Below are 24,307 nucleotides of genomic sequence, written 5' to 3'. Positions count from 1 at the left end.
GTCGTCCTAGCCGGAGTTGACGCGCATCACCCAGGTCTCGACGTTGTTGGGCGTGTGCATCGCCGCAAGGTCGCTGTGACGGTCTACGACTGCCCACAGCGCGAACCCGGCAAGCACCCGCAGCCACTTGCGTGCCTCGTGAACATCCTCGGGCTCGGCGGCGAGCACCCTCTCGCGCACCTCGGGCAGCACTGTGTCGAGATTGCGCAGGCTGCCGTGACGCCACCGCTGAGGATGCCACGCAGCGACCGCGTCCGCTATCTCCGCAGGATCGTCATCGGCGCGTTCGGGCTTCTGCGGCGGATCGAGGAAGTCCCGCAAGCCGCCGTCGAGCAGTCGCACAGGTGCGCCGAGGCGCACAGCGGCAGCGACGATGTGACGCGCCTTCCACATCTGCGCCCTGATCTCGTCCGCATCGCGCTCGCGCACGAACCGGCCACAGCGGTCACGGAGGGGCTCAGCGGACCACTCCAGCAACAGGTCAGCGGAAACAGTTCGCCAAGTCCTGACGCCCTGCAAGGCAGCGAACGCGAACAGTGGGGACCCACCGGACGCGGCACGCTTCGCCGACGACGGCGACAGGCCGCTGTTCGCCTCGATGTCGGCACGGATCGCCGCCGACCAGTCCCGCAGTGAAGCATCAGGGTCGGGCGCGACGGCCATCAGCGCACGGTGCCTGTAGCTCGGCTCGAACGGCAGCGGGACTCCGACAAAACCGATGCCGCGGACTGGCTTAGATATCCGCACAATACCGAGAGAACGATTGTCAGAAATACGCGCAGGATTCGGTGTCGGTTGCCGGTTGATGGTCTTCCCGGCGGTTGATTCGTTTCCTGGTCGGGGATTGACGTTATTATCCATGATGTTGGTGGCCGGTCACAGCGTTTTGAGTCGTATCTAGGCGCTGTGGCCGGTTGCTTTATTGTTCGTTGCACCATGGAATATAGTGAGACGTGCCGAAAACGGTAACGAATTGATTTATCGCCGCATCGGAATATTGACAATCCGACGGGAAAATGTCGGCACATTCGGGGGAATCCTTCGCCGTCCGGACCTATCGAGAAGCCGGGAAGAGAGCTGAGTACAGTAAGGCGCCCAATGTTGGAATTGCAAGGAATTGCACCGTCGAATCTTCGGCCATTTGGTCAATTCAGCTGCTAGCAATGATGTGCATCCGGCCTAGTGCCGCACGACCGGTATGCGAATCGAGAAAGTGCGTGCGGCAGCAAGGAAAACACGCACAATTGTGGCGGCGCAGTCCTTAATAGTCCCAGGATTCGGCTGACGGAGGGCCGCGAAAGCACTGTTTCCTGTGTGCTAAGAGTCTGCTGGCCCATTGGCGGTGTCGGCCGCATACGCGCTTTGGCGCGCGAGATGCCGTGGAGATGCAGGAAGCACCTCAGCTTCGAGACTTACCGCACGCCGCGTCTTGACGGGATGGGTCGTCGCTAACGTCTTGGTGCATGTCATCCGTTAAGGAGTTGGCTGCTGCTGATCCTGACATCATCGACCCTGATGAGGCCGAACGGCTGCATGACCTATGCAACACGGACAAGCTCACAACGCAGGTCGAGATGCACGGCATCCACAACGGCAGACTGCTCGATCCCGACGAGAGCTTGGCGACCGCCGTCGACGTTTGGCTTCATGACACAGGGCTTGCGGCTCGCGGATGGACGGTGCCGACGGTTGCTGTTGAGCGTGATCGCACATGGCGCAACATCGATGAGCCGCTGATACTTCTCAGAAATCACGAGGAACGTGAGATTCTGTGGCTGCAGCGCTTGCGGTCGCCGCTCGGCCGCCAGGTGGAAGACAACCTGTGGGACATCGTCTGTGACGGGATGTGCCAGCCCATCACATGCGTTCATCGCCTCAGCAGCATCACACTGCACCCTGATCCGATTTGGCGTCATGTCGCAGCGTGGCTGCACGACGACCCCGCTGAGCTTGCGATGCTCGCACTGGATACTGTGGAGCATGTGCGGCATCGCGCTGCTATGAGGCTCAAGGAGAGCGCAACCGGGTGAGTGCGCAGTGCCGAAGACGGAAAGCCCGATACAGGGGCCGGCAGCGACCGCAATCTCGCGGGTCAGCAGCCTGAGGGTGCGTGGCAACTGGGGCGCTAGTCCCCAATTGCATACTTGCAGGTCTGCGGGCCACGAATGGGGTCGGTACCGGATTTAGGTTTAGGCTATTGAATATTCGATGCGGTTCTCGCAGTATTCGACCACGAAGACGATGCACGCTGACTGATGCCAATTGCCGGCACGCATTGCGTCATTGAAGCTCCAATTCTTTCCATCCAAGGACGCGAGGGCACGATTGGAAGTGGGCCATCATCCGCGATACGCTGACGGCCGGGATACCGTCCTCTAGTCCTCTTCGCGCTGCATTTCCAAGAGCTGAGCCAAAGCAAAGTAAGGCTGATGGAATGCGCGGTTCACCGTATCGACTTTGTCCTCGGGCATCTGTGCCTGTTGCATCAGGGTGGTGCTGAGATTGCAGACACATCCCACTGCGCTGCTGACGAGGTCGATTTGAACACGGTCCATTAGGCCTTGAAAGTCTGGCTGGGTTTGGGTGATCAAGTCGATCACCATGTTCGGATGCGCCATATTGCTCATCATGCTCCACACGAACGCGGGTCCGTCAGCGTCTTCGGGCTCTGGAGGAAGACTGGCACTGATCGGGTCGTTTGCCCGCTGTTCGTAGTAGTCCTCGTATTCGTCTCGGCCGTACCTGGTCCGGTAGTCAAGACTTTGCGTGACGCTCTCGATTCTGCCCAGGTGTTCTGCCAACTTGCCCTGAATCAGCGTGTTAACGGTGCTGGAGAACAGGCGCTTCGCCTCCTTGATGTCTCTGCCCGTGAGAACCAAGAGTCGGCGCACTCGTTCATCCGCGCTGATCTCGGGATTGGACAACCAGAAGGTCTGCCACAGCGACTCGTGAGCGCGACGGGCGATGGCGACAGCGGCATGACCGTCGATGCGTGCCTGGATCGCTTGGAGCGCGCTGCGGACCGAGGTGCAGGCAGCACTCAATCTCGTGAAGACGCCATTGCCGTAGTGATCCGACAAGGCCCAGTCCTCGGGCATCAACGGGAAGCACCCCGCAACATCCCACGGCTCCCTGATGTCGGCCAGCGATGCGTGAGCATGTATCCGAACCGCCGGCAGAACATGCTCGGCCATGATGCCGTCATAGATGGCGTCACCCCAATGGGCCAGCGTGTCGGCCACGATGGCCTCGTAGTCGTCCCCTGGCGTGCTGTCACTCATACTCGCCTCACAGGACTACCACCGGCCTCGCCGTGCAGGGATACCTCTATCGGTGCCGAGGCCGCGCGAAGCTTGTGCGGTGAGCTACAACTCCGATCCCGGCGACGACAGGCAGGAGACTGTCGTGGTCGAGTTCTTCTGTGCTTCATGTCACCACCGGGCGAAGCTTGTGGTGGATGAGGGGCAGATTGTCTCAGTCACATGCACGATCTGCCTGACCTCCGTTGACGGCGAGGACGCTCAGACGATGTACACCGACCTCTTGCACAGAGCGCCACACTGGCACGAGGGCATGTCGCTCAGCAGCGTGTCAGTTGTGAGCGAGGGGATCGGCTCAGTCCCGCTGCACCCAAACAGCGGCCGACGATGGCCGTTCAACATCATTGTCGAATAGCGCGACAGACGGGTACGGCGACTGCACCTATTGGCCCCGGCTGATCCCTGCTTTGTTGAGTACATCGGTCGGCACGCCGGCTTCACGCCAGGTGGCGTACTGAACTCCCTTGCGCTTGCCGTATGCGGCTGCGTGTCGGCACCGACTTGCTGCCGGGAGTGTGGCAATACAGCTCCCACGGTTCGAGCCGCCAGGACTGGGGCTTTTACTGCCGAGTCGACTACGCCGAGGAGGGCCACGGAGCGTTGCGCCACCGCGTGAAGATCAACGGCGAAACAATCCGCGGCGACACCCACGAAGTCAGTACGTTTCGAGACACCTACCGCTTCGGCTTGATCGAAGGCGACATCGTGACATTGCAAGCCGCAGCCGGCGATGTGTGCAAAATCGAGCGAGTCAGCGACTGACCCGCACAGTGCGCACTTGGGCAGGGTGCTGGGTGTGCACGGATTCGGTGATGTTGGGATTCGGTGGCTGTGGGCGGTGTCGTGGAAACTGCATCTGTCGCCGCCATCGGTCTTGCTCTGCGGTTCACCGGCAAGCGCAGCACACCACGCGACTGAGATGATCGGGAGCTGCCGCATTGGTCGGTCGCCGTCGGCTCAGCAGACCTGTGACACAAACGGCGGCCTGCGGGCTGTCTCCGCATCACCGAAGGGCGCCCCGCGAGCGTCCACAAGAGGGAGGACGAATGAACACTCGAAAGCTGACCCGAGTCTTGGCCGCTGTCGCCGTCGCAGTTCTCGTGGCTGCGCTGACGCCTGCTGTCGCGTCCGCACAGAGCAATTCGCCTGAGTCATCCGATGCCGTTGCCCGACTATGGGGGCAAGATCGCTACGCGACTTCGCTGGCGGTCGCTGAAGCTGTAGCTGAGCACGCCGGCGGGAGCCTCTCCACAGCGGTGCTCGTCGCTGGGCGCTCGTGGACTGATGCTGTGACCGCTGCGCCTCTCGCGGGCACGCTAAACGCACCAGTGCTGCTCGCTGATCCCCGCGACGGCGTCACCGAGGACACCAAGGCGTTCATGAAACGCGTCGGCATCAGCCGTCTCGTGGTGGTCGGCTCGACCCAGACTCTCCCTGTTACTGCACTGAGCGGCCTGTCCGACATCGACTCTGACGTCGAGCGCATCACCGCAGCAAACAAGTACGAGGCGTCCGTGGCTGTCGCGGAGGCCATGGGCACCCCTGCCCGTCTTGGTTCCGGTTACGGCCAGACCGTGATCCTCGCATCAGGCGAAGTGTTCGCCGACGCCCTCTCCGCTGGACCGCTCGGCGCCGACAAGGGCATCCCGATCCTGCTCACCACCCCAGACGAGCTGCACCCAACGGTCAAGGACTACATCGCAGCGAATGCCGATCATGTGATCATCATGGGCGGACCCGCTGCGATCTCTGGATCAGCAGAGAGCGCTGTCGCCCGCATCAAGCGAGCCAACGAGCCGAGTACCGACATGGCGGTTTCGCGTGTCGGCGGGCGGGACCGTTTCGAGACTGCGACACTGTTCGCAGATTTCATCGAGGGCGCATCAGCCGAGGACGGCTGTTTCGACGGCACCGTCGCCGGTCTCGCCACTGGCGGTGTGCCCGCTGATGCGTTCAGCGCAGCTCCGCTGCTTGCTCGGCTGTGTGCTCCGCTGGTGCTGACCGGCACAGATCGGCTCTCTGAGGCCACTGCTATCTGGCTGCGTCACACCGAGAAGCTGTATGTGTTCGGCGGCACCGCAGCTGTGTCCGAAGCGGCAGTGAACGCTTGGATGTCGCCCGTCATGCTGGGCGGCACCGACATTCCATGGGAACCGTGCGGCAAGCACATCGCCGCAATGGAAGAAGTGGAGCGCAAGTTTTATGCGCATCCGATATTCGCAGACGGGCATCTCAGCGTCACCGAGGCCGGTCTGTACCAGGAAGGCTCCAAGCGGATGCTCGAAGCGACATGGGCCATCGGAGCAGACGCCACACGCGACCTGCGCACGCTGACCATTGCGCTCATCGAAGCCGCGGACCGGCTCATCGACAGCTGCCCAGCCGACTCCGAGCCGAACGAACGCATCAGACCGATGCTCGAACGGGCACAAGCGCACACGTACTTCAGGGTGAATCAGGGGGTCCTTCGCCTTTTTGTGGGATGAGGGGCGGTTGAGGGTCCGCTTGTAGGGGTCGAGGCCCTGCTGGGATCGGTGTTTGAGAGACGCCGAACCCCAGGGGGCCTCGATGAAGCGTGATGTTATGTCGGTGCGGCTGTGGCTGCCGCGTATTGAGGTGCTGGAGGTCGCGGTCGACGCGCCTTTGGAGCTGGTGGTGCGGGTGCGCTCGGCGGTGCGTCGCCCCGAGTGCCCGGGTTGTGGGACGCCGAGCGGGAGGGTCCATGACCGCCGGGACCGCGAGATCCGCGACTTGGAGGTGTCGGGCCGGCCGACCACGTTGGTGTGGGATCGGCGGCGGATGGTGTGCGAGCCGTGCGGGCGGCGGTTCATGGAGGACCATCCGGCGTTCGAGGGCAGCGTCACGGCGCGTCTGGCGCGGCGGGTGGTCCAGGACGCACGCGCGATGACGGTCAACGCGGCAGCCAAGCGCCATCAGGTGGGCTGGAAGCTGGTCAATGCTTTGGTGGTCGCCTATGCGGGGCTGGTCGCCGGTCATCGACGCCGCCGACGGTGCCGTGTTCTGTTGGTGGACGAGACCTCGATCCGCAAGCGGCACCGCTATGTGACGGTGCTCGTGAACGGCGACACCGGCGAGGTGCTCGCCATGGTGCCGCATCGCAACAGCCAAGCCCTGTCGGGGTTTCTGGCTGCTCAGGGCCACAAATGGTGCAAAGGCGTCAAAGTCGTGGTGTCCGACGGTTCCAAGGCATACAAGGCCGCCATCGAGGCGCGGCTCGGCCACGCCCGCCACGTGCTGGACCGGTTCCATGTGATCCGATGGTTCGCCGCCGGGCTGACCGCGGTGCGCCGAGACGTGCAGCGCCGCCCCGAAGGCTCCAAGCCTGTGTTCGACCGCGACGTGTTCCGGGCCAGGTTCTTGCTCATGAGACGGCCCGACAAGCTCGACGCCGCCGAACGCCAACGGCTCGAGGAGCTGTTCGCCGCCCACCCGCGGCTCAAAGCCGCGTGGGACGCGCTCGGCGAGCTGCACGGCCTCTATCTCGCCAAGGACCGAAAGGGCGCCCTCGAAGCGCTCGACCGGTTCGCGGACATCTACGGCACCGGGCTGATCCCCGAGTTCAGCGACACAGTCGACACCTTCTTGGCGTGGCACCCCCAGATCCTCGACTGGCACCAAGCCGGCCGGCCCAGCAACGGACCCATCGAAGGAACCAACAACCTGCTGCAGATCCTGCGCCGCAAAGCCCACGGCTTCACCAACTACACGAACTTCGAAGCCCGCGGCCTGCTACTAACCTGACCCCGCCGAACCCAGCAGCCCGAATCCCACAAAAGGACGAAGGCTCTAACTGTGTACGGGACTTTGCCTCCATGGCGGCACGCGTGACGTAGGTCGTGCGGATGTACTCGTACAACTTGGTGAGCGTGCCCCAGCGGGCCAGCCGGGCGTACGGCTCAGCCCGTCCTCGCTCTGCCGGTGCCAACGGGAAGATCGCCAGCTCGTCGGCTTCGAAGCGCAGCACGGTGCCGTTGGGCGCCAAGAACCGGAAGGTCGGGGTCTTTTCGTTGTCCTGTTCAGGGAACCGCCGGACGACCGTGAACCCCCACGGGGTGGCGTCACCTCCAGTCGCGTACGCCGGATTCCGCCGAGAGACAATCAACTGCAGGTTGTGGGCGTGCACCCGTCCGGCGCCGCAGAACCGCAGCGCACCGGTCCCGCCCATCGTGTGCTTGCCCTGCACAAACGGAATGGACCGTTTGTTGCCTGTGTTCAGCGAGCAGAACGTCGCAGCGAAGTCGTCGGGCTCTTGGCCCTCTCCGTCGTCGGCTATCGAAATGCTGGCGTAGCCGTCGGTGGGACCGGTTGCTGCGACGGTGATCCGATCTGCTTGCTCGTCTCGTTTGCCTGGGGCCCACGCGATGACATTTCCCGCCCGGGACACTTGGCTGGTGTTCATCCCATGGTCAAACCACGACGACACGGCCTCGAATCCGCTCGACGGCATGCCGTCTACCGACCGAGGATCGAGGTTGCGCTGTCGACACGCGTCCAACAGCCGAGCATCGATGGAGTTCACGATCTTCTCGACCAGAGCAGCCTCCGGTGCTTCCTGCTGCCCCCCGATCACCGAAGCATTCGCTGGGTTAGCACCGAACACGCTCCACGCGTTGATGTCTTCCCAATAGCCGGCGTCCCTGAGAATCGCCTCGACCTCAGCCTCCCCGTCGGCTCGAATCAGCGCCTCGCACAACGCTCGGCCGTCGTCCGGCGGATTCAAGAACGAGGTGTCGAACAGTCCAGCAGCACCAGACGCCATGTCGATCGGTCCCCTTTTCGATGACATTCGCTCACATGAACGGGCCGAAGCGTAGGCGCATTGGCTCGTTAGGACCGGCTAAGCCCGCCTGGGGCAGGCTACATCAAATGATCATCGAGGCCGCGTCAGCTGTGCTCGGCCCCACGGAGCGGTGCGAATCTGAACAACCCGACGACACCGCTTGCAGACTTGGTGCAGCGGTGCCTCGGAGACTGGCCTTGCGACTGGTCGGATTTCGACGTCCAGCGAGAAATACTGAGATTCCGTTCACTTGGATGTGTCAGTATCTCGCCCCATGACACGACAGCGCACCCTCTCCTTCGGTGATGAGACGTTTCGGCTGCCAGAAGCCGTCAGCCATGGGCGGTTCGGTGCCAAGAAGTCGATGGAGACCGAGATAGGCACTCTTCGAGCCGAGCTGGATCGGGTGTTCGACTTCATCGAGGCCGTGCGGGGCTATCTGCCTGAGGGCTACGAGGATGCGCTGTACAGGCACGAGCAGCTCAAGGAATCGCATGCGGCATTGTGCGCAGAGCACCAGCAGATGTCCGCGGAGCACCGAGAGCTGAAGGACCGAGTGGTCGCGATGCGTGACACGGCGATCTTGCAAGAGGTCGGCGTGTACGACTATCAGCATCCGATGGAGAACTCTGACGAGTACAAGGATCGGCTGAAGACCATCCGTGACAAGATCAAAGCGAGCGCCCGAGACGGCGGGGCGGTAACGACCACGCAGAGCAAGTGGAGGGTGAACGACTCGGAGGCCAAGGGCCGCAAGATGATCAAGGACACCTCAAAGCTGCTGCTCAGGGCCTACAACAATGAAGCGGACATGCTGGTGGACAAGATGCGGCCGTTCCGGCTCGACGCTTCCGTTTCGCGGTTGGAGAAGTCGCGCAACGCCATCAACCGGCTCGGTGTGCAGCCGATGGAGATTGCGATCAGCGGCTCCCATCACGCTCTGCGGGTGACCGAGCTGGAGCTAGTCGCGGACTTTCTGCAGAAAAAGGAGGAGGAGAAGGAGGCAGCCAAGGCCGAACGGGCACGCCTGCGCGAGGAAGCAAGAGCTCGCAAGGAGCTCGAGAACGAGAAGAAGCGCTTGGAGAAGGAGCGCAACCACTACCTGGGCGTCTTGCGCAAGCTGCAGCAGGACAGCGACTCAGCTTCCAAGGCCGCCGAGATGGCGGAGCTGAAGGAGAGGCTCGAAGAGCTGGACGTCTCCATGGAGTCCGTGGAGCAGCGGGTCGCGAACGTCCGCGCCGGACACGTCTATGTGATCTCGAATGTCGGCTCGCTCGGCGAGCGCATGGTGAAGATCGGCATGACACGCAGGCTCGACCCGATGGACCGGGTCAAGGAACTCGGCGATGCGTCAGTCCCGTTCGGATACGACCTCCACGCCATGATCTTCTCTGAGGATGCCGTGGACCTGGAGAAGCGGCTGCACGACCGCTTCGCCGCTCAACGCGTCAACCTCGTGAACCTGCGCCGAGAGTTCTTCTACGCGACCCCCCAAGAAGTCCACGATGCGCTCAACTCAGAAGACGGACTTGCTGTCGTCACCGAATTCACCGACACCTCCGAAGCAGCCGAATGGCACGAATCCGAGAACACCCGGCGCATGCGATCAGGTGCTTCCGACGGGCACGATGCTCAGGTGATGCAAACAACCTGACCTGCCTGGCTGCCGCCAACAAGGCCGAAGTGCGGCGAACCATGCCGTCAGCATCATTCCTCGTTCTCGCCCGGTGGTTGTCGATTGGGGCATCACGGAGCCAGACATCGTGCTAGCCCTGATTATTCACGAGTCTGGTGTTCGGGGCTGTTGGGGTCCGCGGAAAAGCCCCTCTGACCTGTGACGATGCATGTCTGCAAGGAACGCATCGGCGGGTTCAGGGGGGCATCTCCGAGGTGAAGTCTATCAGTGTCACGAACGCGCGTCTGGCAGGCGGCGGGGACCGGGTCGTGTGGGGCGCGGGACTGTTCGCTTTGGGCGGCTTCGCGGACGGTGTCGGGCTGACCGGCGCGCTGTCGGCGGCGGTGCCATGGTGGGGGGAGCGCGCTCCGGTCCATGACCGGGGCGCGGTGCTGGTGCACGCGTTGTTGACGGTGGCTGCTGGCGGGGAGGCGTGCAGCGACATCGAGCATCTGCGCGCCCAGCGGGAGCTGTTCGGCGGTGTGGCGTCGGACTCGACGCTGTACCGCACGATCACCGGGCTGGGCGCAAACGGCCCCGAGGCGTTGCTGGGCGCCGCAGCGCAGGTGCGCGAATCGGTGTGGGCCGGCCGTGACCGCAGCGGCCCGTTGGTGGTCGGCATCGACTCCACGCTGGCGGGTGGTCCACTCGGAGAACAAGGCCGGCGCGGCGCCGCATTGCAAGCGCGGCTACGGGTTTCATCCGATGATCTGCTCCACCGCGGACGGGGAGCCGTTGTGGGTCAAGCTGCGGGCGGGCAACGCCGCCGCGAACAGCATCGCCGATCGTCTCGAAGTGCTCGACGCGGCCGTGGGGACGCTGCCCGAGCGCGACGCGGCAGGCCACCGCGAAGGCGACGACAAAGAGCTCGCAGAGCGCCCGCTGGTGGTGCGCATCGACGCCGGCGGCTGCTCAGCGACGCTCGCGGCGGGACTCGCGAAGCGCAACGTCGGGTTCGCGGTCTCAGCGCGTTCCGCGCCGGCGATCGAAGCAGCGATCCGCCGTGTCGTGGGCGAGCCGGGCCGCTGGCACAACAGCCCCGAACGGTCCAAGCAGCGCAAACGCAGCCGCGCTCAGGTCGCGGACCTCACCGACCTCGCCGACCTGTCGGGGTGGCCTGAGGGGACACGGCTGGTGGTGCGCCGCGAGCCGCGGCACCCCGGCGCGCAGCGAAGCCTGTTCGAAAGCGACAGCTTCCGCTGCTGGGGGTTCTACAGCGACCAGCAAGGCGACACCGCGCAGCTCGACCGCCTGATGCGCTCGCACGCCGACGTCGCCGACGCCGTGCGCCGCCTCAAGGACAGCGGCCTGTCGCGCATGGCGTTCACCGCGTGGAACGCGAACAGCGCATGGGCCGCCGTGCGCATGACCGGCCTCGCGCTCGTGGGATGGTTCCAGAACGCCTGCCTCCAAGGCGCCCTCGCCAAAGCTGCGCCCAAACGGCTCCGCCGGCAGCTGTGGCACCTGCCAGCGCTCGTGTGCACCAGCGCACGGCGCACCCTGCTGCGCCTGCCCGAACAACACCCCGGCGCCCGAGCGCTGCTCGCCATCGCACACCCCCGCTGACCCCCTCCGCGCACCCAGCCAGCACAGCTCCCCGCCCAGCGGGGCAGCCCCGCCGCGCCCGAACACACACCCGGCCCGCCCCAACGCCCCCAACCGCAGCCATCAACGCACCCACGACGCACCCACCAGCACCCCAAAACGCCCAGACCGCAAAAACAGAGCAAAGAACACGCCCAAAAGAAGCTCAACAGAACTCTCGTGAACAATCAGGGCTAGTGCGCAGGACTCCGTTGCGCACGAGCGGGCCGCGCAATCTATCGGACTAACCGCACGGCATCTGGCCCCGTGCCGGCCGATGAGGCCAAACGAAGCAATGCAATCCTGCTAAGAGGTTGACGATGAGCGAAGACACCGACATGAGCCGGAAGCAAAAGCGCAAGGCTGCGTACGAAGAACGGGAGGCGAAGCGCAAGGCCAGGTATGACGCCCGTATGTCGAACATAGAAGCCAAGCGAGAAGAGCTACGAGCACGCAGATCGGGTCCAGCTCCAGCCGCCGGAGATACGGCACCGACCGAGTCCGAGATTCGTGACCGTCTCACAGCGCTAGGGGTCGGCAGCAAGGCCATGGCCCGCAAGGAAATCGGCTATCTCGCCGGAGTGCTCGAAGACGAGGAGACGATCGAAGGGGGGGTCGTCGGAGTCATGGACGCCAACACTTGGTTAGTGGTCTGCACCGATCGACGCGTCATCTTTCTGGATAAGGGGCTTGTGTACGGCCTCCGACAGAACGAGATACCGCTAGACGCCATTAGCCAAGTGAGCCACAAGACTGGCATGTTGCTCGGCTCGATCGAAGTGCTCGGCGCGGGTTTGTCAGGCATGCTCGTCAAGAACATCGACAAGCACGAAGTCGTTGGATTCGCCCGCGCATTGCAAGCCGCGCGCCGTAACTTCATGCACTGATAGACAGCACAACCGGCACGACACCTCGCCAGTAGCGGTGGCACCTTTGTCGGGAACGCGCCCATCGGCCCAGCGCGCCGACATAGAGAGACCGACGAGTGGCACGCAAATCCAGCGCAGCGATCCGGCCGCTTCCCATGCCGCCGCCTCGGCCAAGCACCGGACTGTTCGGTAGTCGCCCTGGGGTCGTAGTGGGCCTGTTGGGCTGGCTGTTCGGATCACTGTTCCTCACGTGGTACCTCGGCGGCTGGGGTCTTGTGGCCGCGTTCTGCGGGTTCGACTGGGATGCTCCATGCAAGCAGCGGTACGTGGCGGGATGGACAGCGATTGCCGTGACGATCGCGGCGATTCTCGGGCTGGCACTCCTGACTCGCCGACGGTCGGTCGTCGTAGTGGCAGCGGTTTCAGTGCCGGTGCAGGTCTGGTACTACGCCGCCTGGGCGATCCCGACCGCGGCGTCGACACCCAATCTCCCCGGCTGAGGCTGACACCCAACTCATCGCCAGCCCGGCCGCGTTGAGACCCGGCGCGCAAGCCGGGTTGACGTCAGCCAGCGAGCGTCGCTTGAGGAGTTGAGATCTCGACTTCGACCGTTTCGAACCGGGTCGACAAGGTCTCGGCGGCGACGCCGAACTCGGAGTAGGAGCTGAGCACGTCCTCCGGAACAGGCCCGCTGTGGTGCGCAATGGCGTCGTCGATCGACATCGTGGGTACCGGTACGGGGTCGCCATCCTCGACCAGGCCTTCGATGTGGAAGGCGAGCGCCTCGCGGATGTTCGCGAGCATCTCATCGGGGGTTGCGGCGGTGCTGATGCATCCCGGGACGTCCGGCGCGTAGGCGCCGTGGTTGTGCGGCGGTAGTTTCAAGGCACAACACCCTGTTCGCTTCGTCGTACAGGACCAGAGGTCCCTCCTTGTGAGGGACCTCTGTCATTTCCAAGAGGCTGGGCGGCTCACGGACCGACTTGACGGCGACGGCCTTACTCGGCCAGAAGCTCTGCCTCACCCTGCTGCGGTTGCACACTCACGTCGATCGGGCCCACCTCAGCGGGATCGACGTCGAGCATCAAGGCGATCGCCTCGCGAGCTGCTGCCGGCACCTCATCAAGGTTCCTCGCTTGGGAGAAGACGCCCCGGAGCGCGGGAACCGTTATCGCCCACCAGTCGCCAGAGCGCACGACTTCGACGCGATGTCCCAAGGTGGTCACTTCAGATTTCATGGTTCAACCATCTTGCCAGCCTCCGCGAGGATGCCCCGAGGCGATCATCTAGCTCGCCAGGACTGTCGACTCGATGTGGGGGCGGTGCTTGGACCACCAGTCCCGGCGGCGATCGAACCGTTGCTGACCGCCCATCTCTGCCCACATCTTCACGAAGCCGGGATCGCCGGCCTCCGCGCGGCGACGGACGAACTCCCCGCCGACCTGCATGGACCGGTCGATCAGGCCGAGCAGTTCGGCGCGCTCGGCGACCTCCAGCCCGTAGCTCTCGGCGACCAATCGCAGCCGATGTCCCCGGTCGGCATCGTGCCAGCCGAGCCGGGAAGCGCTCACGTCATCGTCGATCGGAACGCACATGCGGGCGAAATAGGCGAGATCGAACAGCGGACGGCCGGGGGCAGCGAAGTCGAAGTCGATCAGCGCCGCCGCCCGCCCGTCTCGAAACACGACATTCTCCAGGCACACGTCGTTGTGGCAGACGACCATTCCGCCCGCCGGATCAGCAAGCTCGGTGTTCCACGCCATCGGGGACGGGTCGAAGCCGCTCGCCGCCGTGTGGAAGCGCCTCATCAGCTCGGCGGCCGATGCGAGGACCGAATCCGACTGTGCCCAGTCGGGATAGGGCGGAACAGCGACGTCTCCGTCGATGAAGCTCAGCCGTTCCCGCCCGTCAGGGTCGAGCCCGACCGGGACCGGCGCATCCTCGAAGCCGGATCGTTCGAGCGAGGCCAGGAAGCGATGGATGCTCGGCGTGTACGGAGTGGCGGGCCGAAGCACATGGAGGCCCGAGCGGACCACAGCGCCGGCGTTGGCCAGCCCACCGCTCAGGATTTCCTCGCCCACCGCCGCAGTCTGGCAGCGGGATGCTGATCGAACAGCCGAATGTGGCCTTCGTCGAGCAAACGATTGCGCACGGAAGGCACGCTCTGCTGTGGCAACGCGAAACGCGACAGAGGGCAGCTCAGTCCTTCCGACGCGCGCGAGACATGTGAGAAGCGGGTGAGCATCGCTCAGCCGATGCGCTCGACAGGCTTGACCCAGCGCAAGCCGAAAATGCACTTCAGCGGGCCGTAGGGCCGGTGCTAGAACGACTGAACCCCGGAAGCCGCTCAAGAAGCGACCCCTCGGGGTTGTCGGGCACCACAGTACTTGAACCAACAGCTCGAAGGCAACGCATCGACGGCTGAGGACGGCGAGTGGTCTCACCATCGGACCTTGAGCAACTGATCTCCCCGGGCCGCTTCGCGACCTTCGTGACGCTGGCCAGCGCCGACCGATCGCTGGCAGTCGATCTCTACGAGTGGACAGGTGCTGTCGCCGGTGCGCTCTTCACCGACTTCCGAACGCTCGAAATCGTCTACCGAAATCACATCGACCGAGCGCTCGGCAGCTATGCGGCCAGCGTCGCTCCCCATGTTCGCCACTGGATGTGGGACTCGTCTTGGATTCCAACGCAAGGCCATTGGTGGGACAAGGACGCCCAGGAGGCACTCAGCACCGCCCGCAAGCGTGCCGGTGCACGCAGATCAGCCAACGGCGTGGTCATCGCGGAAGTCACGTTCGGCTTCTGGCGTTACATCGTCTCGGGCCGCTACGAAGAGTCATTTTGGAACACGGCCCTCGACAGCGCATTCACCGACATCCCGGGGCACGATCCAGGAGAGCGTCGGCGGACGCTCGAGCAGTCGATGATCAATCTCCTGGGCCTCCGAAATCGACTCGCGCACCATGAACCCATCGTCAAACCATGGACGCGGAGACTCCCAGGCGGCCGCGTGGGAATCTTCACTCTCGAGGATCTCTACGACGACTTGGTGAGGGTCTTGCGTTGGACATCACCTGCGCATGCGGCCAGCCTGCTGCAGACCTCGAGGGTTCCGGGACTCTTGGCCGCCCGTCCCTGTTGATTGCCCTCTCGTTGTCGTCTGACCAGCGAGTGACCGCACGACTTCGACGCGATGTCGGAAGGAGGTCATATCAGGCCCCATTACTTCTGCCTTCGCTGCCCAGGATTGCTGTGCCTAGCGCGATGGCACTGGCGCCGGTCGCCACGCGGGCATGCTGGGCTGGGTCGGCGGGAGACGGGAGCATCCATGACGGCATCAGAACCGGCGGCCATGAGCGACGACGCTCAGGAACTGCTGCGCAGACCGAACTTCGCACACCTCGCCACCATCCGCACCGACGGCACCTCCAGCATCGCCCCGGTATGGATCGACCCCGTCGACGCCTCCACGGTGATCGTCTCCACCGGGGAGGGCTCGCACAAGGTGGCCAACCTGCGCCGGGATCCTCGCGTGGTCATCTCGGTCGTCGACTTCGACAACCCCTATGAGGAACTGCAGCTGCGCGGCGTGGCCGAGATCGAGCCCGACCCCGACATGGTCGTGCTCGACGCCCTCAGCCACAAGTACACCAACCAGCCGTTCCGGGTGCGCTTCGAGGGCTGCGTCAACCTGCGGATCACCATCACGTCGTACCGCCACACCGTCCACGCCGAGGAGCACACCCCCGCCGACCGCTGAGGCAGGTGGCGGTCGGCGTGCGCCGGCCTGCGCACTGTTCATCGGTGGCCGAAATTCGGCCCGTGCCTGGGCGGTGCTCGTGGCATCCTGAAGGCGAACAAGCGCAGCGGAGGTTCTCATGGGTCAGGTCACGTCCTTGCTTCATCGCGAGGTGTACGTGATGAGCCAGGTGGACCGGCTGCTCGACCTGGGCACCGGCACAGCGCGGCGGTGGATCGACGGCTACGAGCGGCGCGGTCGCCGGTACGAGCCGCTGGTGCGCGCTGAGACCACGGGATCCGATGTGGTCACTTGGGGAGAGTTCGTCGAGACGCGGCTGATCGCCGAGTACCGCAGCCGTGGCGTCGCAGTCGTGCGGATGCGGCCGGCGATCATGGCGCTGCGCAGGGAATTCGAGACCGACTATCCGCTCGCCACCGCTCGCCCGTTCCTCAACGAAGACGGCCGGGATCTGGTGTTGCGTGTCCAGGACGAGACGGTGCTGAGCCCGTCGCTGCGGTTCGTGGTGCGTACCAACCAGGGCGTCATGCTCTCGATGGAGGTGCAGCGCTTCCAGCAGGACGCCGAGTACGAGGAAACCGACGAGGTGCGCCGCATTCGCCTGTTCGGCGCTCCGAACGTCGTGCTGGACCCCGAGTACGGCTTCGGAGAGCCGACGGTTCGGGGCCGGCGACTGCGGATCTCCGCCATTGCCGAGGCGATCGCTGCAGGCGAGACACGCGACGACATCAAGGCGACCTGGGACATCAGCGACGAAGTCGTCGACGACGCCCTGCGATGCTCACGGGTTGCATGAGCGTGCAACGCGATGGCGCAAGGCGGAACGTTCAGCGGAGTCTTCATTGACGAGAACATCCTGGGCGTCGCATACGAACTCGACGCCCTCCGACCAGGCCTTGTGTATTGGGTCGGGCACCCTGCGATTCCCGAAATTCCAGTGTCCGCCAAGGACCCTGACCTGCTCGATGCGCTCGGCGCGAGCGGCCGTGACCTGATCTTCATCACGCGGGACAAGAGGATCCGCCGCGACAAGAACGAGTGTGATCACCTGATGCGATCAGCCGTCAGGGCGGTGTTTCTCGCAAGCACCAAGAACATGGACAAGTCGCAGATGGGAGCGCTCATCGAGCGTCACTGGGACGACATCGTTCTTGAGGTCGGAACCCAAAGCGGGCCGTCACTCTGGTCGCTGACCCGGCGGGATGGTCTCAAGCCGATCAACTAGCCACACGAGTGCCGCGGGGTCGTGCCCGGGTTGGTGTCAGGGCCAGTGGGTGCCGGGTGGGGGCGATGGGTTGGCGGCGGCCCATGCGTCGAGGCGGCGTGCGAGGGCTGGGCCCAGGGCGGTGCCCGAGGGCAGGTCGCTCTTTCTGACGAACGCGACGACGCCCCGGGGAGCGCTGCGCTCCAGGCTGCGCGTCACCAGGAGTGCGTAGTCGGCGAAGTTCTCTGTGACGAGGACGCGACCCTCGCTGGCTGCCAGCTCATAGAGATGCTCGTCCTCGGCGCCCGCCAGAGCCGAGCCGGCGACACTGCGGGCATCGTGGCCGAGCCGTCCGAGTTCGGCAGCGGCCGCGGGCGGGTACATCTCGTCGAGCAGCCACCTCACGCCGACAGCATGCGGTCTCGGCGATCCGCGAGCGCACGCATTTCTTCGGCGGCTCTGGCGTCGGCAGCTATGCGGTCGTTGACCTCATCGGGGAACGTGGCGTAGTAGTCGGCTGCGAGACCGATCAGCTCGGGCGCAAGGCCAGTTTCCTCGGCGACGACGCTGACTGGGTCGCCGCTGGCGCCGGCGCCGTGGCGCTTGAGATCACGCACGATCTCCCACACGTCGGGTCCGGAGGCCAACCCGGCGCGGCGCCCCGTCGGGCCGTCACGGAACACGATGCCCCCAAATCGCCGCATCTTGAGCCCTTCGTCGATCAGCACGACTGCCAGCGACGACGGGGCGCTCGCGATCCGCCGACTCTCGTCGTCAAGGCGTGTCCGCAGCGCTTCTGGCAGCCGCAGCGAGGTCGGTCGGCTCATCGCAACCTCCTGGGTTCCCGAGTGCGCTGCGCTACATCGTAGTGCGCTGAGTTACGCCACGGCTCTGCCGTGACTTCGGCTTCGCCCTGCTGCGGCTGTGCATGGATGTTGACGGGGCTCGCATCGCCGGTGTTGCCGACCTGCGTCGCCAGCATCGGCCGGGGGTTGTGCTCAGGGCTTGACGGAGATGATCTGGACGAGGTTGCCGCAGGTGTCGTCGAACACGGCGATCCAGGCCTCGCCGACATCGGTCGGGGGCACGGTGAAGGCGACGCCGGCCTCGGTCAGGCGCTGGTGCTCGGCTGCGACGTTGTCGACGGCGAACTGGGCCAGCGGAATGCCGTCGGCCATCAGGGCGTCGCGGTAGGGCTTGACGGCCGGGTGATGCGACGGCTCGAGCAGCAGTTCGGGCCCGTCGGGATCGTTGGGCGAGACGACCGTCAGCCAGCGGTCTTGGCCGAGCGGGATGTCGTGACGCGTCTGGAAGCCGAGCACGTCGGTATAGAACGCCAGGGCCTCCGCCTGGTCGTGAACGAAGACTCCGGTGAGCTCGATCCTCATCGTTCAGTCCTTTCTTGGCCACCGCCGGTTGATCTCCGACAGCGGTGTCCGGTTGAAGAAGTGGTACTTGTAGCGGCCTTCACGTCTGGTTGAGACGAGGCTGGCGTCCTCCAGGACGCCGAGGTGCTGAGAGATCGCCTGGCGGGTCGAACTCAGCTGGTGCTTGGAAGCGAGCCGTGCTCCGATCTCGAACAGTGTCTGGCCATCGCGCTCGGCCAGCTCGTCGAGGATGATTCGACGTGTCCGATCCGCGAGGGCCTTGTAGATGTCGGCCACTGGTGGGGCACTGTAACAGGCAAGTGACAGCTTGCCTATTGGCCCGAGTCGGTGCCGGGCGCCGCAGATGGCGGGCGCTGCCGGGCGCGCCTCGGCATGTGGTGGCGGGCGGGATGTGCCGTATTCGTGTCACACCCTGCGACGACGATTCTGACCGGATGCCATCCGGTGAGCGCACGAGGTTCTGAGGTTCAAATGGCACCTTCCGTGAGCGAATTGCTGTTGGGCGTCATCACGGTCGTTGCGTCCCTCCGGCCTTCCGTCGAGCGAGGCGAACGGCACTCCGCCCACCAAGTCGCGGACTTCGTTGACGGCGAGGCCACTAATCGCTGGCGCGTCAGTGTGCGCAGGCTTCAGCCAGCCTTGAACAGCATCGAGGAGCCATGCTCTGCGAGACGGGGCACTCTTCATCGCAGCGATCCGTGGTCCCCTGAGCTGAGAGCCGATCGCCGTCGCCTCAGGCACGCATTAGCCCTGATTATTCATGAGAATTGCGTTGGTCGCTTTTTCTGTGTGTTGGGTGCTGGTTTTGGCGGTGTGTGGTGGCGGGGCCGGTGCGGTCGGGGTTGTTGGGGTGCGTGTGGGGACGGTTGGCGGGGCGGGTGTGGCTGTGGGGGCGTGCGGGGGCTGGCCCGCCGGGTCGGGAAGGCGCTGGTTGGGGGTGCGGGGGGCTGCCTCAGCGGGGGTGTGCGATGGCGAGCAGTGCTTTGGCGCCTGGGTGCTGGTCGGGGAGCCGCAGCAGGACGCGCCGTGCGCTGCGGCACACCGCGGCGGGCAGGTGCCACAGTTGCCGGCGGAGCCGTTTGGGTGTTGCGCGTCGCAGCGGCCCGGTGAGGCAGGCGTTCTGGAACCAGCCCACGAGCATCAAGCTGAGGGCGCACAGGGCGGCCCGTGTGCTGTTGGCGTGCCAGTCGGTGAAGGGCATGCGCGCGAGGCCGCTGTGGTTGAGGCGTGCGATGGCGTCCTCGGCGTCGGCGTGTTTGCGCATCAGGCGGTCGAGCCGGGTCGGGTGGCCGGGCTGGTCGGTGAGGAATCCCCAGTAGCGGAAGTTCTCGCTTTCGAACAGGCTGCGCTGCGCGCCGGGGTGGCGCGGCTCTCGGCGCACCACCAGCCGCGTGCGGGGCGGCCGGCCTGAGAGGTCCGCGAGGTCGGTGAGGTCCGCGACCTGAGCGCGCACCGGCTTGTGCCGCCGCTTGGAGCCGCTGTTGGCTGTATGCCACCGGCTCGGGTCCCCCAGTGCGCTGCGGATCGCCGCTGTGACGACCGGCGAAGCGCGCGCCGACACGACATAGCCGATGTTGCGCTCGGCCAGTTCGCCGGCCAGGGTCGGCGAGCAGCCCGCGGCGTCAATGCGCACCACCAGCGATCGCTCCACGAGTCCGGCGCCGTCGCCTCTGCGGTGGCCTGCCGCGTCGGCGCTGGGCAGCGTCGCCACGGCCGCGTCGAGCACTTCGAGATGGTCCTCGATGTGGTTGGCGGCGGCGTTGCCCGACCGCAGCTTGATCCACAGCGGCTCCCCGTCGCAGGTCGAGCACACCATCGGATGAAACCCGAAGCCGCCCTTGTAATGGGGAGCGGCGCCTTGCTTGTTCTCCGAGTGGACCTCCACCAGCGTCGAGTCGATGTCGACCACCAGCGGGCCGCTGCGATCCGCGTTGGCCCACAACCGCTCGCGCACCTGCGCTGCTGCGTCCAGCAACGCCGCAGCGCCGCCTGCTCCCAGCCCGACCAGCGTGCGATACAGCGTCGAGTCCGACGCCACGTCGCCGAACAGCTCCGGCTGCGCTCTCAGATGCTCGATGTCGCTGCACGCCTCACCGCCCCCAGCCGTCATCAACAGCCCATGGACCAGCACCACGCCGCGGTCATGCACCGGGACGCGTTCACCCTTTGGGGGCACCACGGCCGACAGCGCCTCGGTCAGCCCGACACCGTCCGCGAAACCGCCCAAAGCGAACAAACCCGCGCCCCACGCCAACCGGTCCCCGCCGCCTGCCAGACACGCATTCGCGACACTGACAGCTTTCACCTCGCAGATGCCCCCCTGAACTCGCTGATGCGGTTGTACAACACACGCATCATCGCAGGCCAGAGGGGCATCTCCGCGAACCCGAACAACCTCAGCCCACAGACTCGTGAACAATCAGGGCTAGTGGTGCGTCGGCAATTTGCGCAGGGCCTGCCGAAGCCTGTTTCCGCAGGTCAGCGGGCCGCGACCTGCCCGCAAGAAAACCGCGACACACCACTAGGGGGAGGCATCCAGTTCGCTGCAGGAGTACCCCAACTTGCCTCAGCCGCGATTCTCTGCCTCACACTGTCGACAATCTCGCTCCAGTTATTCTTGAGCGGTACTGCACCGCGTTCATGTGCGAATAGCAGGACATCCTCTACGAAGATGCGACCGGAGGGAATGTGCATTCCTCCTTGGCCTCTTCCGGAACCCGCAAGTCGCGGGTGGATGTGGGGATACCAGATGTTTGAAGTTTCGTCAGGGTGCCAATGAAACTCCGCAACCCTCTCACCGTCGAGACTTACAGAATGGATGTAGCCGAGAGTGGCAACGCGCCAGTCATTGACGCCTTGCGTACCTCGGTTCTCGATGCGGTAGCCGATCGCGCACTCGATCTCAATCATGCGCCGGTCGCTATTGAGCGTGAGCCTGCCCTTCCTGTCGGGCTGGTGTGTGGTGCCCGTGACGCGACTATGGGCAAAGCAAGCTATCGAGTCTTGCACCGACTGCCGGAACGCTTGAAATGCTCTAGTCGATGTTCGATGAGTCATAGGGTCTCAAGAACGCTACTTGCATGACCCCTGAATCATCATTGTCGAGATATTCTCCGCGCTCCCATCGACGCTCGAACTCTTCGCCGTCGATGGACAGCAGACGGCGAGCGGCTTCATCGAAGATCTGCCACTGCTGCTGATCGTCAATAAGCTCGTAAGTCACGCCGCTCATCGCCTTGCTCCTTCTCTGGTCTGAAGTATAGCCATCTTTGGTCGTTCTGCCGAGAGCGACCGGAGCAGCGGCACGTCGCATGCAGAGCCAACGGTCGCACGGACCGGCACCTCGCTACGGCAATCGCTTGCTCGTCGAGGGAAGCTTGAGCGAGGATCCGAGCGTGACCGAGCGCGGCAAAACCAAGCTGGTCGGCCTGCTCGCCGCTGGCGACCCCCGCGGCGAGGTCCGCGACGCATGGCACGCCAAGGAGACCCTGCGCGGCATCTACCGCATCGGCGACCGCGAACTCGCGCTCGAAGCGCTCGACGAGCTCTCACGCGAAACGTACTCCCCGGAGCTGAACAAGCTCGGCCGCACCCTGCGCACATGGCGGACCCAGATCGCCAACTGGCATCGGTCCCGCGTGACCAACGGCTCCACCGAGGCCGCCAGCGCTCATAATGGTTGGGCCTTGTCGGCGGGATGGGTCTGACCCTGCTGCCAACTGGCTCGGTGCCTTCAGGTTGATCTGTCGGCCCGTTCTTGTCGGCCGGGGGCGCACCGACCGGTCGGGCGGACGTGGCTTGACAGGAGCCTTGAAGCCAGCACCGTGAGTGTTCTGTCCGCCGTCGCGGCCGGTGGTGCCCCATTGTCGGATGACCACAAGGAGGCATCGTCATCATGTCACAGGACCGAGCCGAGGTCTTCGGCGGGGTCGACACTCACAAGCACACACATGTGGCCGTCGCGCTCGACGCTACGGGCACGCTGTTGGGAAGTGCAGCGTTCGCCGCCGACGCAGCCGGCTGCGGTGATCTGCTGGGGTGGCTGAGAACGCACGGCAGCATCACGCGCGTCGGCGTCGAGGGCACCGGCTCCTATGGAGCGGGCCTCGCTCGGCGATTCGCTGCTGAAGGCATCGACGTTGCCGAGGTCAACCGCCCGAACCGCCACACACGCCGACGGCGAGGCAAGACCGACACCGTCGACGCGGAGTCCGCGGCGCGAGCCGTGCTCAGTGGCGAAGCCACCGCACTCCCCAAGTCCGGCGACGGCTGCGCCGAGGCGATCAGAGTCCTGTCATTGACGCGGCGTTCAGCAGTCAAGGCCCGCACCGTCGCCGCGAATCAGCTCAGAGCGATCCTCCTCACCGCACCCGAGGACCTCAAAGACCGGTTCGGGACGCTCAGCGCCGCCGCCGCCGCTGAGGCCTGCTCCCGCCTGCGGCCCGACCGCAGCTGCGACACCGTCACCGCGTCGGTCAAGACTGCGCTGCGCGCGCTGGCGCGCCGCCACCAGGCGCTCACCGACGAGATCGCGCAGCTCGACGTCGAGCTGCGCACACTGTGCGAACAAGCCAACCCAGCGCTGCTCGGCGCCGTGGGAGTCGGCGTCGAGACCGCGTCGGCGCTGCTGGTCGCCGCCGGCGACAACCCCCAGCGGACGCGCAGCGAGGCATCGTTCGCCGCGCTGTGCGGCGCGAGCCCTGTCGAAGCGTCCTCAGGACCCCAGACCCGTCACCGACTCAACCGCGGAGGCAACCGCAACGCCAACAACGCCCTGTGGCGCATCGCGTTCACAAGAACGCGCGTCGATCAACGCACCATCGACTACGCCAAACGGCGCCAAGCCGAGGGCAAGACCCGACGAGAGACCATCCGCTGCCTCAAACGCCACATCGCACGAGAGGTCTACCGGCTGCTCACCGACCCACCCATCGTCCCCAACCGGCACGATCTGCGCCAACAGCGCACCCGAGCCGGCCTCACCATCAAGGCCACAGCCCGAGCCCTCAACACCTGGCCCACACGCATCTCTGAACTCGAAAACGGCCACCGACACGACCGCGACCTCGCCGAACGATACCAACAACACCTCACCCAACTCCCGACTTGACACACACAGGAGCATCAACCCCGCCAAGCTCATCAAACGAGTCTCGCTCGGGAACCGCCAACCTCGACCACCACAGAACCCGAGTCCTGCTCTACGCCGCCAAACCCGACTGGACCCTGCTCGACGACCTCACCCCACGCTAAAACGCGAAGAGCCACTAATCTGACGCTGCTGGCACGTCAGGTGTTGCAATTTGCTACAGTAATTGTCGGAGGTCGCACTATGCCTACCAGGCCTACCAGCAACCCGGTCCGTGTCGATGAAAGAGTCCACGCACGAGCTGAGGCGATGGCGCCGACGATGAGCCGCAGCACGGCTCAACAGATCAGCCATTGGGCCCGCATCGGCGCTGAGTGCGAGATGTCGGCCGATGTGTCTCATCGTGACATCACCCGAGTGCTTGGCTGCGACGGACACTACGACGACCTCAACAGCCACGAGCAGGCCATCGTCCGCGCCGAATGGGCCGAGTGCACCGAGCAGCGCAGACAGGCGCTCAACCTCACTGTCGTGTTCGCAGCAGAAGGCCGGCCGTACATCGACCTCGACAACGAAGGCAACGTCGTCCGCGTCGATCCCTGACCCCCGCTGGC

28 protein-coding genes and 1 pseudogene are annotated in these 24,307 nt (G+C 64.9%); 17 read left to right on the top strand and 12 right to left on the bottom strand.

From position 1 onward, the window contains the following. Positions 1–6: 6 nt before the first annotated feature. Complete coding sequence (locus ACOGXQ_RS06085) at positions 7–663, bottom strand: hypothetical protein (RefSeq protein WP_419946537.1); 657 nt, start codon at positions 661–663, stop codon at positions 7–9. Positions 664–1,463: 800 nt separating this feature from the next. On the opposite strand from ACOGXQ_RS06085, the gene ACOGXQ_RS06080 reads away from it, so the two are divergent. After that, positions 1,464–2,030 carry a hypothetical protein gene (locus ACOGXQ_RS06080; protein ID WP_419946536.1) on the top strand — a complete coding sequence of 189 codons (567 nt, stop codon included), beginning with the start codon at positions 1,464–1,466 and terminating at the stop codon, positions 2,028–2,030. A gap of 345 nt (positions 2,031–2,375) precedes the next feature. Here the strand turns inward: ACOGXQ_RS06080 and ACOGXQ_RS06075 are convergent, their stop codons facing one another. After that, entirely contained in the window at positions 2,376–3,242 is an 867-nt protein-coding gene (locus ACOGXQ_RS06075; RefSeq protein WP_419946535.1) for a hypothetical protein, read from the bottom strand. Positions 3,243–3,360: 118 nt separating this feature from the next. Between ACOGXQ_RS06075 and ACOGXQ_RS06070 the strand changes: the two genes are divergently transcribed. The 4 genes from ACOGXQ_RS06070 (at position 3,361) to ACOGXQ_RS06055 (ending at position 7,082) form a co-directional block, all read left to right on the top strand. Further along, positions 3,361–3,675: a hypothetical protein gene (locus tag ACOGXQ_RS06070; RefSeq protein ID WP_419946534.1), complete on the top strand. Its 315-nt coding sequence runs from the start codon at positions 3,361–3,363 to the stop codon at positions 3,673–3,675. Positions 3,676–3,797: 122 nt separating this feature from the next. Further along, complete coding sequence (locus ACOGXQ_RS06065; RefSeq protein ID WP_419946533.1) at positions 3,798–4,082, top strand: hypothetical protein; 285 nt, start codon at positions 3,798–3,800, stop codon at positions 4,080–4,082. Between the two features lie 284 nt (positions 4,083–4,366). Beyond that, positions 4,367–5,806, top strand: a complete 1,440-nt coding sequence (locus ACOGXQ_RS06060; protein WP_419946532.1) for a cell wall-binding repeat-containing protein — start codon at positions 4,367–4,369, stop codon at positions 5,804–5,806. Between the two features lie 82 nt (positions 5,807–5,888). Beyond that, complete coding sequence (locus ACOGXQ_RS06055; RefSeq protein WP_419943792.1) at positions 5,889–7,082, top strand: ISL3 family transposase; 1,194 nt, start codon at positions 5,889–5,891, stop codon at positions 7,080–7,082. Here the strand turns inward: ACOGXQ_RS06055 and ACOGXQ_RS06050 are convergent. Beyond that, positions 7,036–8,100: a hypothetical protein gene (locus tag ACOGXQ_RS06050; protein ID WP_419946531.1), complete on the bottom strand. Its 1,065-nt coding sequence runs from the start codon at positions 8,098–8,100 to the stop codon at positions 7,036–7,038. The two genes, ACOGXQ_RS06055 and ACOGXQ_RS06050, sit on opposite strands and share 47 nt — an antisense overlap. 295 nt (positions 8,101–8,395) lie before the next feature. Between ACOGXQ_RS06050 and ACOGXQ_RS06045 the strand changes: the two genes are divergently transcribed. From ACOGXQ_RS06045 to ACOGXQ_RS06025, 5 genes and pseudogenes are all read left to right on the top strand, one after another. Further along, on the top strand, positions 8,396–9,775 hold the full coding sequence (locus tag ACOGXQ_RS06045) for a DUF4041 domain-containing protein (RefSeq protein WP_419946530.1): 1,380 nt from the start codon (positions 8,396–8,398) through the stop codon (positions 9,773–9,775). Positions 9,776–9,912: 137 nt separating this feature from the next. Continuing rightward, a pseudogene (locus ACOGXQ_RS06040) lies at positions 9,913–10,371 on the top strand (hypothetical protein); the annotation flags it as partial. 16 nt (positions 10,372–10,387) lie between these two features. Beyond that, positions 10,388–11,362, top strand: a complete 975-nt coding sequence (locus tag ACOGXQ_RS06035; protein WP_419946529.1) for a transposase — start codon at positions 10,388–10,390, stop codon at positions 11,360–11,362. 338 nt (positions 11,363–11,700) lie between these two features. Beyond that, positions 11,701–12,267 carry a PH domain-containing protein gene (locus tag ACOGXQ_RS06030; RefSeq protein ID WP_419946528.1) on the top strand — a complete coding sequence of 189 codons (567 nt, stop codon included), beginning with the start codon at positions 11,701–11,703 and terminating at the stop codon, positions 12,265–12,267. A gap of 191 nt (positions 12,268–12,458) precedes the next feature. Then, a complete protein-coding gene (locus ACOGXQ_RS06025) occupies positions 12,459–12,749 on the top strand; it encodes a hypothetical protein (RefSeq protein ID WP_419946527.1) in 291 nt (96 codons plus the stop codon). Between the two features lie 64 nt (positions 12,750–12,813). Here ACOGXQ_RS06025 and ACOGXQ_RS06020 read toward each other — a convergent pair whose 3' ends face one another. From ACOGXQ_RS06020 to ACOGXQ_RS06010, 3 genes are all read right to left on the bottom strand, one after another. Beyond that, positions 12,814–13,134, bottom strand: a complete 321-nt coding sequence (locus tag ACOGXQ_RS06020) for a type II toxin-antitoxin system HicB family antitoxin (protein WP_419946526.1) — start codon at positions 13,132–13,134, stop codon at positions 12,814–12,816. Between the two features lie 113 nt (positions 13,135–13,247). Further along, entirely contained in the window at positions 13,248–13,487 is a 240-nt protein-coding gene (locus ACOGXQ_RS06015; protein ID WP_419946525.1) for a type II toxin-antitoxin system HicB family antitoxin, read from the bottom strand. A 48-nt stretch (positions 13,488–13,535) separates the two neighbouring features. After that, positions 13,536–14,330, bottom strand: a complete 795-nt coding sequence (locus ACOGXQ_RS06010; RefSeq protein WP_419946524.1) for a phosphotransferase — start codon at positions 14,328–14,330, stop codon at positions 13,536–13,538. Between the two features lie 353 nt (positions 14,331–14,683). On the opposite strand from ACOGXQ_RS06010, the gene ACOGXQ_RS06005 reads away from it, so the two are divergent. The 4 genes from ACOGXQ_RS06005 (at position 14,684) to ACOGXQ_RS05990 (ending at position 17,237) form a co-directional block, all read left to right on the top strand. Next, entirely contained in the window at positions 14,684–15,394 is a 711-nt protein-coding gene (locus ACOGXQ_RS06005) for a hypothetical protein (protein WP_419946523.1), read from the top strand. Between the two features lie 186 nt (positions 15,395–15,580). Then, positions 15,581–16,012, top strand: coding sequence for a PPOX class F420-dependent oxidoreductase (locus ACOGXQ_RS06000; protein ID WP_419946522.1), 432 nt, complete (start codon positions 15,581–15,583; stop codon positions 16,010–16,012). Between the two features lie 118 nt (positions 16,013–16,130). Then, a complete protein-coding gene (locus tag ACOGXQ_RS05995) occupies positions 16,131–16,808 on the top strand; it encodes a DUF433 domain-containing protein (protein WP_419946521.1) in 678 nt (225 codons plus the stop codon). A 12-nt stretch (positions 16,809–16,820) separates the two neighbouring features. Beyond that, positions 16,821–17,237 (top strand): hypothetical protein, encoded by a 417-nt coding sequence (locus ACOGXQ_RS05990; protein WP_419946520.1) that lies wholly within the window; start codon positions 16,821–16,823, stop codon positions 17,235–17,237. Positions 17,238–17,273: 36 nt separating this feature from the next. Here the strand turns inward: ACOGXQ_RS05990 and ACOGXQ_RS05985 are convergent, their stop codons facing one another. The 6 genes from ACOGXQ_RS05985 to ACOGXQ_RS05960 form a co-directional block, all read right to left on the bottom strand. Beyond that, a complete protein-coding gene (locus ACOGXQ_RS05985; RefSeq protein ID WP_419946519.1) occupies positions 17,274–17,621 on the bottom strand; it encodes a DUF5615 family PIN-like protein in 348 nt (115 codons plus the stop codon). Further along, a complete protein-coding gene (locus ACOGXQ_RS05980) occupies positions 17,618–18,043 on the bottom strand; it encodes a CopG family transcriptional regulator (RefSeq protein WP_419946518.1) in 426 nt (141 codons plus the stop codon). Before ACOGXQ_RS05980 ends, ACOGXQ_RS05985 begins: the two co-directional genes overlap by 4 nt. Positions 18,044–18,214: 171 nt before the next feature. Beyond that, positions 18,215–18,604, bottom strand: coding sequence for a VOC family protein (locus ACOGXQ_RS05975; protein WP_419946517.1), 390 nt, complete (start codon positions 18,602–18,604; stop codon positions 18,215–18,217). Between the two features lie 3 nt (positions 18,605–18,607). Beyond that, on the bottom strand, positions 18,608–18,880 hold the full coding sequence (locus tag ACOGXQ_RS05970) for an ArsR/SmtB family transcription factor (RefSeq protein WP_419946516.1): 273 nt from the start codon (positions 18,878–18,880) through the stop codon (positions 18,608–18,610). Between the two features lie 676 nt (positions 18,881–19,556). Then, on the bottom strand, positions 19,557–20,909 hold the full coding sequence (locus ACOGXQ_RS05965) for an IS1380 family transposase (RefSeq protein ID WP_419946515.1): 1,353 nt from the start codon (positions 20,907–20,909) through the stop codon (positions 19,557–19,559). Between the two features lie 729 nt (positions 20,910–21,638). Next, entirely contained in the window at positions 21,639–21,836 is a 198-nt protein-coding gene (locus tag ACOGXQ_RS05960) for a hypothetical protein (RefSeq protein WP_419946514.1), read from the bottom strand. A 163-nt stretch (positions 21,837–21,999) separates the two neighbouring features. On the opposite strand from ACOGXQ_RS05960, the gene ACOGXQ_RS05955 reads away from it, so the two are divergent. The 3 genes from ACOGXQ_RS05955 to ACOGXQ_RS05945 all read left to right on the top strand — a co-directional run bounded on the left by ACOGXQ_RS05955 (position 22,000) and on the right by ACOGXQ_RS05945 (position 24,296). Then, positions 22,000–22,311 carry a transposase gene (locus tag ACOGXQ_RS05955; RefSeq protein ID WP_419946513.1) on the top strand — a complete coding sequence of 104 codons (312 nt, stop codon included), beginning with the start codon at positions 22,000–22,002 and terminating at the stop codon, positions 22,309–22,311. Between the two features lie 188 nt (positions 22,312–22,499). After that, positions 22,500–23,714 (top strand): IS110 family transposase, encoded by a 1,215-nt coding sequence (locus ACOGXQ_RS05950; RefSeq protein ID WP_419946512.1) that lies wholly within the window; start codon positions 22,500–22,502, stop codon positions 23,712–23,714. Positions 23,715–24,002: 288 nt separating this feature from the next. After that, on the top strand, positions 24,003–24,296 hold the full coding sequence (locus ACOGXQ_RS05945; RefSeq protein ID WP_419946511.1) for a TA system antitoxin ParD family protein: 294 nt from the start codon (positions 24,003–24,005) through the stop codon (positions 24,294–24,296). The last annotated feature ends 11 nt before the right edge of the window (positions 24,297–24,307 follow it).

Source organism: Candidatus Poriferisodalis sp., from assembly GCF_965208485.1.
Lineage (GTDB): Bacteria > Actinomycetota > Acidimicrobiia > Acidimicrobiales > Poriferisodalaceae > Poriferisodalis.
This window is presented reverse-complemented; position numbering and strand designations above follow the sequence as displayed.